This is a genomic window from Pseudochrobactrum mosebachae (assembly GCF_048914685.1).
GTDB lineage: Bacteria > Pseudomonadota > Alphaproteobacteria > Rhizobiales > Rhizobiaceae > Pseudochrobactrum.
Genome location: NZ_CP128408.1, coordinates 39,866 through 53,090, shown reverse-complemented (window position 1 = coordinate 53,090; position 13,225 = coordinate 39,866). Strand labels below are relative to the sequence as shown.

General features: G+C 47.2%; 14 protein-coding genes. 5 read left to right on the top strand and 9 right to left on the bottom strand.

Annotated elements, in window-relative coordinates; genetic code table 11:
- Window positions 1–445 precede the first annotated feature (445 nt).
- Window positions 446–1,270 (bottom strand): methyltransferase, encoded by an 825-nt coding sequence (locus MP213Fo_RS00310; RefSeq protein WP_421089724.1) that lies wholly within the window; start codon window positions 1,268–1,270, stop codon window positions 446–448.
- Between the two features lie 90 nt (window positions 1,271–1,360).
- Between MP213Fo_RS00310 and MP213Fo_RS00305 the strand changes: the two genes are divergently transcribed.
- Window positions 1,361–1,552 carry a CsbD family protein gene (locus MP213Fo_RS00305; protein WP_421089723.1) on the top strand — a complete coding sequence of 64 codons (192 nt, stop codon included), beginning with the start codon at window positions 1,361–1,363 and terminating at the stop codon, window positions 1,550–1,552.
- Between the two features lie 92 nt (window positions 1,553–1,644).
- On the opposite strand, the gene MP213Fo_RS00300 is transcribed toward MP213Fo_RS00305, so the two are convergent.
- Window positions 1,645–2,616, bottom strand: coding sequence for a bile acid:sodium symporter family protein (locus tag MP213Fo_RS00300; protein WP_421089722.1), 972 nt, complete (start codon window positions 2,614–2,616; stop codon window positions 1,645–1,647).
- A 63-nt stretch (window positions 2,617–2,679) separates the two neighbouring features.
- Window positions 2,680–3,693 (bottom strand): UDP-glucose 4-epimerase GalE, encoded by a 1,014-nt coding sequence (gene galE, locus MP213Fo_RS00295; protein WP_421089721.1) that lies wholly within the window; start codon window positions 3,691–3,693, stop codon window positions 2,680–2,682.
- Between the two features lie 214 nt (window positions 3,694–3,907).
- On the opposite strand from galE, the gene mazG reads away from it, so the two are divergent.
- Window positions 3,908–4,732 (top strand): nucleoside triphosphate pyrophosphohydrolase, encoded by an 825-nt coding sequence (mazG, locus tag MP213Fo_RS00290; RefSeq protein WP_421089720.1) that lies wholly within the window; start codon window positions 3,908–3,910, stop codon window positions 4,730–4,732.
- A gap of 7 nt (window positions 4,733–4,739) precedes the next feature.
- On the opposite strand, the gene MP213Fo_RS00285 is transcribed toward mazG, so the two are convergent.
- Entirely contained in the window at window positions 4,740–5,345 is a 606-nt protein-coding gene (locus MP213Fo_RS00285; RefSeq protein ID WP_421089719.1) for a flavin reductase family protein, read from the bottom strand.
- A 132-nt stretch (window positions 5,346–5,477) separates the two neighbouring features.
- Complete coding sequence (locus tag MP213Fo_RS00280) at window positions 5,478–6,071, bottom strand: nitroreductase family protein (protein WP_421089718.1); 594 nt, start codon at window positions 6,069–6,071, stop codon at window positions 5,478–5,480.
- Between the two features lie 302 nt (window positions 6,072–6,373).
- Between MP213Fo_RS00280 and MP213Fo_RS00275 the strand changes: the two genes are divergently transcribed.
- Window positions 6,374–7,534, top strand: coding sequence for a hypothetical protein (locus tag MP213Fo_RS00275; protein ID WP_421089717.1), 1,161 nt, complete (start codon window positions 6,374–6,376; stop codon window positions 7,532–7,534).
- An 86-nt stretch (window positions 7,535–7,620) separates the two neighbouring features.
- On the opposite strand, the gene MP213Fo_RS00270 is transcribed toward MP213Fo_RS00275, so the two are convergent.
- From MP213Fo_RS00270 to MP213Fo_RS00260, 3 genes are all read right to left on the bottom strand, one after another.
- Window positions 7,621–8,397, bottom strand: a complete 777-nt coding sequence (locus tag MP213Fo_RS00270; RefSeq protein ID WP_421089716.1) for an amino acid ABC transporter ATP-binding protein — start codon at window positions 8,395–8,397, stop codon at window positions 7,621–7,623.
- A complete protein-coding gene (locus MP213Fo_RS00265) occupies window positions 8,394–9,074 on the bottom strand; it encodes an amino acid ABC transporter permease (RefSeq protein ID WP_421089715.1) in 681 nt (226 codons plus the stop codon). Before MP213Fo_RS00265 ends, MP213Fo_RS00270 begins: the two co-directional genes overlap by 4 nt.
- 259 nt (window positions 9,075–9,333) lie before the next feature.
- Window positions 9,334–10,125, bottom strand: coding sequence for an amino acid ABC transporter substrate-binding protein (locus MP213Fo_RS00260; protein WP_421089714.1), 792 nt, complete (start codon window positions 10,123–10,125; stop codon window positions 9,334–9,336).
- 327 nt (window positions 10,126–10,452) lie between these two features.
- Here MP213Fo_RS00260 and MP213Fo_RS00255 point away from each other — a divergent pair, with 327 nt between their 5' ends.
- Both MP213Fo_RS00255 and MP213Fo_RS00250 read left to right on the top strand, forming a co-directional pair.
- Window positions 10,453–10,998 (top strand): NUDIX hydrolase, encoded by a 546-nt coding sequence (locus MP213Fo_RS00255; RefSeq protein WP_421089713.1) that lies wholly within the window; start codon window positions 10,453–10,455, stop codon window positions 10,996–10,998.
- 82 nt (window positions 10,999–11,080) lie between these two features.
- On the top strand, window positions 11,081–11,842 hold the full coding sequence (locus tag MP213Fo_RS00250; RefSeq protein WP_421089712.1) for an SIMPL domain-containing protein: 762 nt from the start codon (window positions 11,081–11,083) through the stop codon (window positions 11,840–11,842).
- A 105-nt stretch (window positions 11,843–11,947) separates the two neighbouring features.
- Here MP213Fo_RS00250 and MP213Fo_RS00245 read toward each other — a convergent pair whose 3' ends face one another.
- Entirely contained in the window at window positions 11,948–13,111 is a 1,164-nt protein-coding gene (locus MP213Fo_RS00245; protein WP_421089711.1) for a GGDEF domain-containing protein, read from the bottom strand.
- Window positions 13,112–13,225: the final 114 nt, after the last annotated feature.

Here is a 13,225-nt window from a genome sequence, read left to right as displayed (position 1 = left end):
CACGGAAAAGAGTATCAACAGACGCAAGTGTCATCAAGTGTCATATTGTCGTTGAAACATTTAGATTACTGGTCGGCGTTGTAGTTCATTCTGCAGCCATTCAAGACAGGGACGGTCCACCTGATTGTCTTGGAAACAATCCACAAGCGCTGACCATGGCTACTATGCAGGGCCTAAGCACAAAGACAAGTTGGAAACTATCAAGAGGTCAGATCAGCGGGTATGTTTCATAGTTATCCTGCGTAGATGAGTTGACGAGCATACATTAATCTGTCTGGGACGATACTGCAGACTGGCCAAGAGCTTTTAGAAACCAATTCTGTCCAAGCTTCGCATCTCTGTATAGCCTTTTTAATGAGCGGTCGCATAAGATAGATTATGGAACTATTTACAGTGTTGATATTGAGCGGCTATGGTTTTGCCGCTCAATCATATCATTTGAATATCACAGCTTGCGAGCGATATATAAATGACCTGCAACCGGCTTGCCTTGCTCGCTGCGCACTGTGATATCGGTCACGCGTAAGATCTTGATGCCATAACCTTGCAATAGCTTTTCTACATAGCTGCGCTTATGTGCAAAACGCTGATGCGGCCCAACCGTATAGTCACGGCTCTGGAAATCCTTATCGCTAAGCGTTTCGCTCGAAAAAGCGAAAATGCCGTTACGGTTTAGATTGAGCGGTATTTTTGAGAAAAACGGTTCCAGATCGCCCATATATGGCAGCACATCGGTTGCGATTATAATATCCCAGCCCGGTGCATCGGTCTGGTCAAGAAAAGCAACCACTTCACCAACATAAAGCGAATTATAATCGCCTTTTTCATCGGCGATCGCGATCATGTTTTCGGCAATATCCACGCCGGTACGGTGCTCGGTCATTTCAAACAAGGCATCAGCACCAAGACCGGTGCCACAACCCAGATCAAGCATACGGGAAAAATGGGCATCAGGATCAATATCTTCCAGCTGATCTGCCAGCTGTAAAGGCACATCATAACCCAGCTGATCAACTAGAATCGTGTCAAACATCTCGGCATGCTGATCAAATAATGTAGCCACATAGGCATCCGGCGCTTTAACTGGCACAGCGCCGCGCCCCATACTGGCCATTCGGACAGCAGCGCCACCATGGTCCTCAGGATCGATCTCCAAGGCCTTCAGATAGGCTTTTACAGCGCCGTCAAAATCACCGGATTTTTCCAGCCGCAGTGCTTCATTATAGGTCTGCTCCAGCGCTTCTTCATCAAATAGCGGCGTTTTTGGCATGGTTGTAAGGCTTTCCGTATTTAAGAGTTGTGGAACAGTTTGGCTGCACGCACGTTATTCTCATGAGTTTAATTCGTAAGGAGAATATTGATGAACAGTACTACTGATAAAATCAAAGGTCTTGCTAACGAAGCTGCGGGTAATGTCAAGCAAGCCGTTGGCAAAGCCACCGGATCAGACAAGCTTGAAGCCGAAGGCCGTGTACAGGAGCTTAAAGGCGAAGCACAACAGGCCAAAGGCAAGGCCAAAGATGCCGTTAAAAACGTCATTGATAAAGCCTGATTTTTTCATATCCAGATAAGAGAAGCCAGATAAGAGAAGCCAGATAAGAGAAGAGGGTGTTCCGCCCTCTTCTCTTTATTTCTGCATCAATATTAATGTTCCTGCTCATGTCCGGCTTGTGCCGCATATTTGCGTGCCAGAAATGCACAGGCCATCAGCTGAATTTGGTGAAAAATCATCAAAGGCAGCACAATAGACCCCACCATTGCTGCCGGGAAAATCACGCTGGCCATCGGCGCGCCGCTTGCAAGGCTCTTTTTAGAGCCGCAGAAAATTATGGTAATTTGATCTGCCCTTGAAAAACCAAGTTTACGACTTGCAAAACCCGTGAACCACAAGATGATTGCCAGCAACCCAATATTGACAGCAATCATAAGTGCAAGATCATGGCCGGAAACGGTGGTCCATAGCCCCTGTACCATCGCTTCACTAAATGCCAGATAAACCACCATTATGATTGAACCGCGATCAACCAGTCCGAGTACTTTATTGTGGCGACGGATAAAATTGCCGATCCATGGCTGTAAGACTTGTCCCAGCACAAAAGGCGCCAGCAATTGCAACAAAATAGAGTTCAGCGCATCCAGTGAGATCAGCGCCTCGCCTTGTGCAGAAAATAGCAGGCCAACAAGCAGCGGTGTAATAAACATACCGATTATATTGGATGCTGATGCTGATACGATCGCGGCGGGAACATTACCCTTAGCAATCGAAGTGAATGCGATTGAAGATTGCACCGTGGAAGGCAATACACAGAGAAACAGGATGCCCCCATAAAAGGCGGAATTGGATAGCCCCGGAATAATCTGGCCAAGCGCCAGACCAAGCAGCGGAAACACCACAAATGTTATGGCAAGAACCATAATATGCAAACGCCAATGCGTTATACCCGCAACAACCGCCTGCCGTGAAAGCCTTGCCCCATGCAGAAAAAACAACAAGCCGACTGCAATTTTAGTCGCCAGACTAAACCATTCTGCTGCCATGCCCTGCACTGGTAAAATCGAGGCAACAGCAATGGCTAATATAAGCGTCGAGATGAATTTATCCGGAAGAAATCGCATCGGTCTCGTCATTTCCAATTGATTACAGCATAGGCAGCACCAATTTCTCAGCGCCAGGCATTTTTAAGTGTCACTATAGCCATTCGGGTTTTTTGTTTGCCAATTCCACATATCAGCACACATTTCACGCAAGGTCTTTTTCGCGCTCCAATCCAGCATTTCACTGGCATGAGCAGGGTCAGCATAACAGGCAGCCACATCGCCCTGACGCCGCGGTGCAACCTCATAACGCACCTGCTTATTGGAAACATGCTCAAATGCCTTGATCACATCCAGCACGCTATAGCCCTCACCGGTACCTAAGTTGATCGCCATGCATTTTGGTTCATCAAGTTTGGCCAGCGCCTTCAAATGACCTTCGGCCAAATCTGTCACATGAATGTAATCGCGCACACCGGTGCCGTCAGGTGTTGGGTAATCATTGCCCCAAATGCTCAGCTTGTCACGGCGACCGGTTGCAACCTGCGCAATAATCGGCATCAAATTGTTGGGAATACCTTTGGGATCTTCTCCGATCAGGCCGCTTTCATGCGCGCCAACCGGATTAAAATAGCGCAAAATAGCAATGCTCCACGCAGGGTCACTGGCGTATAGATCACGCAAAATTTCTTCAATCATCAGCTTTGTGCGCCCATAGGGATTGGTCGCAGATAGCGGATGGTTTTCTTCAATCGGCAAATGCTGCGGATCGCCGTAGACGGTAGCCGATGATGAGAATACAAGTTTTTTAACACCAACACTGCGCATAGCCTGCAACAGGCGCAAAGTGCCGAGCACATTGCAATCATAATAATAAAGCGGCTTCTGCGTCGATTCACCAACGGCTTTCAGACCGGCAAAATGAATGACAGAATCGCACTGATAGGTCTGCATAACCTTTTCAAGAAACTCACGGTCGCGGATATCACCGGCTTCTCTTTTTGGTGCACGTCCGGTAATTTTCTCAATCCGTTGAAACACTTCCGGATGGCTGTTATCAAAATTATCAACCACCACCACATCATGTCCGGCTTCCAGCAAGTGCACGCAAGTGTGCGATCCGATATATCCGGCACCGCCGGTTACAAGAATAGTCATCAGCATTACTCAACTTTGTTTTATGGCGGGTTTTGACCGGCTATAGCTAAACATGAAAAGTTTGTTTTATGCCACATTTTATGGCACCTCTTGCGTAAACTCTCTATAGAAAAGACCATCAGTTTGCGAGAGCCGACTGTTAATATTCTGAAGGCCGCTTTATCCAATGCCGGTTCTGGCGGTACAATCAGGCGACGCAAAACAGGAATTTATCATGCAGCCATCCCGCGACATACAAAGACTATTAGAGATTATGGTGGCACTGCGCGACCCGAAAACCGGCTGTCCTTGGGATGTTGAGCAGGATTTCAGCTCCATCGCTCCTTATACGCTTGAAGAAGCCTATGAGGTTGTGGATGCCATTGAACGGGATGATATGGATGACCTGCGTGAAGAGCTGGGGGACCTTTTGTTACAGGTGGTTTTTCATGCCCGTATTGCTGAGGAAAACGGTGATTTCAGTTTTGGCCATGTGGTTGAGGCGGTAACCACAAAAATGATCCGCCGACACCCGCATGTTTTCGGTGACGAACAAGCCCGCACCGCCGGCATGGCCAAAGGCTCGTGGAACCGTATTAAACAGGTCGAAAAAGATGAACGGGCTGCACGCCGTGCGGCGCTTGGTCTGGATAATGGTATTAAAGCGGGTTTTCTGGATGATGTGCCAAGCACCCTTCCCGCCCTTGTCAGCGCCTTGAAATATCAGCAGAAGGCCGCGCGTGTCGGCTTTGATTGGTCAGAAGCCGCGCCTATTCTGGATAAGGTCGCGGAAGAAGCGCAGGAATTACGCGAGGCTATGCGCAAGCAGGATCGTGCCAATATAGAAGAAGAATATGGCGACCTGCTCTTTGCTATGGTTAATCTGGGGCGGCATCTGGAGCTGGAACCGGAAATGGCACTGCGTGCTGCCAGCGATAAATTCAAACGCCGCTTTCACTTCATTGAAAACGCCCTGAATGAGGCTGACAGCACTCTTGATGCAGCCTCGCTGGATGAGATGGAAGTGCTGTGGAACAAAGCCAAACAGGCCGGTCAGTAAACTGTGATTATTCGCCCCATTTGGGGCGAAACATCTCATAAACCGCATCTGTTGTGGCATAATCCATATAGCCAAGCCGTGATACCGGCCGCGATTTGGTAATATCAATCCGGCCATCAACCAATATATGTTCGTCAATATGCACGCCGACAACCTCACCAATCACCATATAGGTGTCGGCTGGCTTGCCATCGCGCCCTGAAAGCTCACGGATATCAACTGCCACACATTCCAGCGCTGCATAGGCCTCGCTAACCCGCGGGGCGGCAATCAGTTGTGAAGCAGCGGGTGTCAGACCGGCATAATCAAATTCATTTTCACCACGCGGCGCATCCACCGAGGTCGCATTCATTTGGCTTGCCAGATGCGCACCGACCATATTGGCCGTGAACTCACGGGTTTGCTCAACAAATGCCACGCTATCTTTATAGCCGGTTGAGCAGAACATCAGCAATGGCGGCACATCGCAGATCACATTGAAAAATGAGTAGGGAGCAAGGTTCAGCGCGCCCTCTTTTGAGCGTGTGCCGATCCAGCCGATCGGGCGCGGCGTAACAATAGCTTTCAACGGATTATGCGGCAGGCCGTGCCCGTTTTGCGGCTCATAGAACATGATGATTTTCCATTAATATATTCGACATTCAAGCCGTGCCACTGAAATATTATACCAATATGAAAGCGGGTTAAAAATCGGGAAAAGTCCAAGCCCCTTCCCGATTTTGAGATTTCTCTTCCAAGGTTCCATTCAGCCCTGATATGGCCCTTGATAGTCTGAAACAATTGTTTTCAACTCGGGGCGCGGACGATCCGGTGCTTGCGCTTTCGGCGTGCCAATATGTACAAAACCGGCAACTTTTTCATGGGGGCCCAGACCAAGCAGGCGCTTGCCCTCTTCATCATCCGAATACCAATTGCTGATCCAGTTGCTGCCATAGCCCATTGCATTAGCCGCATTGCACAGCTGCATAGCTGCTGCACCTGCCGATAATAGCTGCTCCCATTCAGGAATACGATGGGTATCACGCGGGCTGCAAATAATGCCGATCACCAGTGGCGCACGGGAAAAGCGCTTTAATTCCTGCTCGCGGCGGCTGTCTGTAAACTCTTCGCCAAGCTCGTCTGCACGCCGGGCAGCGCGCTCTGCCAGTAATTCACCAACCTGAATGCGGGTATCACCACGGTAAAGAATAAACCGCCACGGCGCGAGTTTGCCATGATCAGGCACGCGTGAAGCAATGGTGAGCATCTGCGTCAGGTCAGCGTCTGATGGCGCTGGTTCAATCAGGCCAATAATAGGGGTGGAGATGCGTGTGGCTAAAAAATTTATAAGATCTGACACGTTATTTCCTGTCTTATCCGGTTTATATGGTCTCAGAGGTGATGCTTATGCATTGTGTGTTAGCCTATAATAGAAAGTTCAGCCTATAATGACAGATGCGACACAAGCTAATTTCACACTATCTTTTTGTTTTAAATTAATATCAGGACAAATTTGGGGCTCGCGCCCCCGTTAAAATCACTCGAATATCTGTGAATAGCTCATCTTGGTGATATTTTGATGCATCCAGCCTTGAAAATGCCGTTACAGTGCTGTCAAACTTTAATAATTGATGCTTCAAATTCCAAATGAGCGCCGGCTTTATGAAATCCAAGTCTTTTCTGTCTCCTGTCATGTTTTCTGATCAGCATATAAAGCGCAAAGCGCCGTATAGCGGCCTGTGTTATTCAATACTGATTTCAGGTGGTATTTTAGCGGCCAATTTCATAACGCCAGCTTTAGCACAAGATCTCGGCCAGCCGGTTGACGGCTTTTCAATGCGGGTGGTTCCGGGCGTGCAGTTTGATAAATTGCAGCTCCCTAAAATCTCTGTCCCTGAAAACACAGACCAGCAAAATTCACCCTTAACAAATGAAACGCCAGCAAATGGCTTGCAAATGTCGCCTGCAGCGCCGGCTGCTGGCATGACGCCCTATGCCGATCCGCGCGCACAGCAAAATATGCCGCTTGCAAATCAGAATGAACTTGTCCTTGAGGCGCAGCTCACTGCTGATGGCCCTGCCCTGCAGCAGGGCTTGGTATGGCGGGTCTTTTCTCCGGAGCCGAATGATGAAGACAAGCTGCCATTGATCGCCACTGCATCCGGCGGCACTGCCAGTTTCTCATTGCCGCAAGGGAGTTACCTTGTGCATGTCAGCTTTGGCCGTGCCGGTGCAACCAAGCGCATTACAATTCGCAATGCCAGCCGCCATGAAAAAATGATTCTTGATGCGGGTGGTCTTAAACTCAGCGCCAAACTGCCGGATGGTGAAGAAATTTCCGATAAATATCTGCGTTTTTCGATCTATGAAAACGATGATGAAAGCTCAGAGCGATCACTGATTGTGCCCAATATTAAACCGGATACGATTGTGCGGCTTAACAGCGGCACCTATCACGTGGTTTCCAATTACGGTAATGTAAATGCCACTATCCGCGCAGAAATTGTGGTGACTGCCGGCAAATTAACCGAGGCCAATGTCGAGCACAACGCCGCTGAAATCACACTGAAATTGCTGCGCGATAGCGGTGGTGAGGCACTGGCAGATACATCATGGTCAATCGTCAACACCAATGGCGATATCGTGTATGAAAGTGTTAGTGCTTATGCCTCATTGGTGCTCGCAGCCGGTGATTATATTGCAGTTGCTAAAAACAAAGACCGGTTATATCAGCGTGATTTTACTGTTGAAGCTGGCAAAAACGAAAATATCGATGTTTTTGCCAAATCTGAAAATGAAGTTGACAGCGATCAGGTTGATTAAAAAAAGCTGTTCAATTTTTACATTGAACAGCCTAAATATATTTAAATTCAATGTTTTATTGATGTTACATAATGTAAAATATTAAATCAAATCCCCGCCCCCTGACTGAAGCCTGAGGTTTCATGAGTCAGCGTCGTTACAAATTTGCGGGTTCGCTCTTGTTGCGGCGAGCGGAAAATAGCTTCCGCCGAGCCACGCTCAACAATCACACCATTATCAATAAATAATACATCTTCAGCGATACGGGAAGCCAAACGCAAATCATGGGTGACCATGATCATAGTCGTGCCTTCTTTGGCCAGTTTTGCCAGAACATCCACGACCTCACCTGATAATTCCGGATCAAGCGCAGAGGTTGGTTCATCGCAGAGCAGGATTTTTGGCGATGATGCCAAGGCACGCGCAATCGCCACCCGTTGTTGCTGCCCGCCTGAAAGTGTTGCCGGCCAGGCATCGGCTTTTTCTGTAAGCCCTACTTTATCAAGCAATTGCATTGCACGTTCTCGTGCTTTTAGCTTCGGCCATTTCTGTACAGTGATCAGGCCTTCCGTGATATTTTCAGTGACTGTACGATGCGGAAACAGCTGGAAATTTTGAAACACCATGCCTGAATGGCGACGTATCAGATTAATTTCCTTATGTGTGACTTTACGGGAAGGTTGAAAATCCAGACTGTCACCGGCAATCTCAATATGACCTGAACTTGGCACTTCGAGAAGGTTTAAACAGCGTAGCAAAGTGCTTTTGCCGGCGCCTGAAGGTCCGATAAATGCGGTGACACTACCTTCAGCAATCTTCAATGAAACATCATTAAGAACAGTATGATCACCGAATTTTTTGACAATATTTTTGAGTTCAATCATGTGCGTGTCTCCAGAAAGCCGCCATAACGTTTCAGACGTGTTTCCAGACGGGTCTGCAAATAGGATAGAACCGAGCTCAGAGCCAGATATAGCAGGGCTGCTTCCACATAAAGGATCAATGGCTCATAGGTTACTGCCACAATGCGCTGCGCGACCTGAAACATTTCCGGAACAGTGATGGCTGCAGCCAGTGAGGTGTCTTTCACCAGCGAAATAAAGCTGTTTGACAAGGGCGGCACGGCATTGGGTGCTGCCTGAGGCAAGATCGTACGGCGCATCGCCTGTCCCCAGCTCATGCCGGTCGCATAGGCTGCCTCCCACTGGCCTTTAGGCACAGACACAATTACACCGCGAAAAATTTCTGATGAGTAAGCGCCGATACTTAGGGTAAAGCCGATGAGAGCTGCGGGAAAAGCATCAAGCGTTACACCTAAGCTAGGCAAACCGTAAAAAATCAGAAACAGCTGTACCAGCAACGGTGTGCCGCGGATAAGCCAGACATAGAAATTGACGATAGCAGCCAGAGGCCGCGGCGCAAAAAGCCGGATCAATGCCACAATAAGCCCAAGCGATGTACCGAGAAAGAATGACAGCAGCGTCAGCGGTATGGTGAAAATTACGGCCGCCCATAGCAGCGGCCCCAGAGATTCGAGCATCAAGGTTAAAACATCAGACATATATGTATTCCCGCCAGAGCAGTATCAGAGGAGGTTCAAAACAAGCAGGCAACCGGCAAACTGACAGACCGGAGCTGCTTGATGACCAAAATAATCGACCAGAAAAGACTTATGAGGCTAAAGCGTTTGATGTTTATTGGCAGAAAACTGTGTCACTCTTTTGGGACAATCTGTTAATCGCTGCCGCCCTGCTCTGCTGATGCGCAGTTAAACCGGCTATGCTTATTCGCCGGCTTAACTGATCAATGGGAGGTATGATTTATTTTGAAACATCCGCACCGAAATATTTTTCGGAGAGTTTTGAATATGTGCCGTCGGTCTTAATCTGCTCAAGGGCTTTATTGATCTCGGTGAGCAAATCTTCTTCACCTTTACGCAGCAATACACCGGATTGATCAGCATTTTCCAGTTCAGCGGCAATTTCCAGCGGCACATCAGGCTTCTGCTTTTTGAAATCCAGAAAAGACAGGCTGGCATTCACTGTGGCTTCGGCGCGGCCGCTCAGAACCAGCTGCACAGACTGGTCAAAACCGTCATTGGCAATAATTTCCGCACCATGTTCACGGGCGATTTTACCATAATTACTGCTGAGTGATTGTGCCGATTTGCGCCCCTTCAGATCATCAAAGGATTTAATATCTGCGTTACCGGTTTTAACAATCAACACGGCTTTAGAGGCAATATATGGTTCGGAGAAATTGTATTTTTTCTGGCGTTCAGGAGTTATACCCACCTGATTGATCACAGCATCATAACGCTTTGCATCAAGTCCGGCGATCAGGCCATCCCACTTCCCTTCAAGAAACTTGACCTCAACACCAAGACGCTTGGCAATTTCCTGACCGATTTCAACGTCAAAGCCAACCAGCTTGCCGTCTTTGTCATGAAAGGTAAAAGGCGCATAAGTGCCTTCTGTACCAATTTTCAAGACACCTTCAGTTTTTATGCGATCCAGCGCTTCGCCGGCAATGGCCTGACCGGTTACAAGCCCGGATACCAGCACTGCAGACTGCAACACACCAACAGTGACGATAGATTTTAACCAGCTCATAGTGATTATCCTTTTAATACTGAAGCAAGAGCATCGGCCTGAACGCGGTATAAAGTCTGTCAGTTCGCTGCTGTGTTTTTGTGATGAAACTGCGTTGATAATTCAGTTTCCATTGCCAGTAAGATGTCACGCTGGTCACAGCTGGCACAGATATGTTTGCACGCTGCTTATTTTATTATTGGAAGATAAATTCTTATTTGTATTATTTTGAGCAATATTTTTTCCCTATAGATTAAGGATAAAACCAACGCACAAATTTCATTCTAACGCAGCAAATACTCCTAACTGTGTATATCCGATGAGAAAATCCTCTCAAATCAGTTTACAATGCAAAAAACATTCATCTGCGCTTCATATCCGTTAGGATATATAAGTGCGGCATCTATCTATTTCGTCGGTTTCAAATCACATAATTCAGGAAATAACGACTGCATGTCCTTTATGGCTCAACCACATTCATCCGGCACTATCCACATCGCTGCTGCTATATTGATGGCTCCGGATAACCGCATCTTGCTTGTGCGCAAAACCGGTACCACTGCCTTTATGCAAGCAGGCGGTAAGATTGAGGCCGGAGAGACTGCTCTGGCAGCCTTACAGCGTGAATTGTGTGAAGAGTTAGGATTGAATATCACGCCCGATCAACCCCAGTATCTGGGACAGTTTTCGGCACCTGCCGCCAATGAAACGGGATTTACCGTTGAAGCAGAGATTTTCCGGATTGCACTGGATCAGCCCGTGAAAAAAGCTGCTGAGATTGAAGAGATTATTTGGGTTGACCCGTTACACACCGCTGGTCTGAATCTAGCCCCTTTAACTGAACATTACTTACTGCCGCTGTGCCATGCGCTTTTGTTTAATGAACAGCAATAATTAAAACGCCCGTTTTTCGCCGTAAAACATCCTTATTCCATTGAAATATAGCAGTTAAACGATTTCACTATCAGGAGATAACATGATCAATCGTACAACAGCCGCCCTTTTCACTTCTGCATTTCTTGCAGTTTCTATGGCCGGTGCGCTTTCGCAGCCGGCCTTCGCACAGGAGAAAAATGTGTCAGAAAAACAGCAGGCGTTTATTTTGGTCACAGGTGAAGGTGAAGTTCAGGCTGCTCCTGATATGGCAATTCTAGATCTGACAGTTTTGCGCGAGGCAAAATCTGCTCGCGAGGCTATGACAGATAATAACAAGGCAATGTCTCAGGTATTGGCAGCAATGAAAACGGCTGGCGTTGAAGACCGTGACTTGCAGACTTCCGGCGTTAATATTCAGCCGACTTATACCTATCCTAACGAAAAAAACGGCCTTAAAGCCCCTAAAATCGTTGGCTATAATGTATCCAATGGCCTGACAGTGCGCGTGCGCGACCTTGATAAAGTTGGTGACCTGCTCGACAAGTCAATTGATCTTGGCGTCAACCAGAGTGGCGGTCTGCGCTTTATCAATGATGATCCGTCAAAACAGTTGATGGATGCCCGCAAAAAGGCCGTTGAGAATGCATTGGAGAAAGCTAAGCTCCTCACTGAAACAGCCGGTGCTAAGCTGGGACGTGTGCTGGAAATTAATGAAGATTCCAGCAATGCCCGCCCAACCCCAATGTATAGAAGCAAAATGGTTGCAATGGCTGCAGAGAGTGCGGGCGATTCAGTTCCGGTTTCTGCCGGAGAAAATAGCTATAATGTGAGTGTCACTGTTAAATTCGAAATTACGCAGTAACCCTGACAAGCACAGATTCAACCAAATCACCTTTGGTTTTGCCTGAATTATCCTATCCGATAAAAACCCTGCCGCTTTGGTGGGGTTTTTTGGGTTCAAGTAATTTCAAGCCGGTTCATATAATGCGTAGCCATCGCGGCCTGCACGTTTAACACGATACAGAGCTTTATCTGCCTCATTAAACATCGTGTTGATACCGTCCTCAGTAATATCAGTACGTATAGCCGCGCCTGTACTCACGGTCATTTTGAGCGCTTTATTGCCATTCAAAATCAGTGGCGATGCCGATAAGTGTCGTTTTATTGCGATAGCCAAGGCCTTTGCAGCTTCGTGTGCCGATGCTGGCATCAGAACACAAAACTCGTCACCGCCATGCCTGCTCATCATCTGATCGGGCTGCAACAGCCCTGTCATAATGGTACAAAAATGCTGCAACACCTCATCACCAAGCCTGTGGCCATACAGGTCATTAAAAGTTTTAAAATTATCAATATCAATCATCAAAATGACATAGGATGTACCACTGGTCAGATATTCCTGCTCGGCACTGTCTAAAACAGCATTGAAGAGGCTACGATTTGGCAGGCCCGTCAGATCATCACGACTTGCCAAATATTCAACTTCTTTACGCAATGCATCAATTGTCAGAATGAAAAAACCAAACGTAAGTGTACCGCCGCTGAGCTGCATCATCAGAAAATTATAGGAATAAAGCCGTAGAAATTCAGCTACATTAATAATTTGTTCTGAAACCTGAAATGTTAGTAAAAGGTTATAGAGCTGGCATAATAAGCCGATTATAATAGCCACCACGCAGACATAAATTCCCAGAGACTTATCTTTGCGCGTAATCACAAAAACAGCCATACTGATCAAGAGCACCAGATAGGTCAGATTGTAAATATATGCACGCCATAGGCCATTATCAGAGCCCACCAGAGTGACCGCCAAGCTGATACCCAGGACGATAGCCAAGGGCGTAAAAATTGCGCGTAACTGCCAGTTATAAAAGCTCTGCAATCCGCCATAATATAATGAAAATCCGATAACGATCAGAAAATTACCAGCAATCACATAAACCGGCACATCTTGGATATAACTGAAGCTGAGCAAAACAGCACCAATTGTGGTAGCCAATGAGCCGGCCATCCAATAGCGCGCAGAGATAAAATCGCGATATGCAAGCGCAATACCCAGCCAGATCAGGGTTACCGTCACGCAGTTAACCACCAAAGCATAATGTAAGGTTAAAAAATCAAGTGATCGCATTGCGTCTCAAAGTGCTTTCGTTTTGGATAAACTGAAAGCTTCATATCTTAGAAAGATATAAAACGACACAGCAATAAAAACGAATACGACAACACATGATCACATATATTTGTT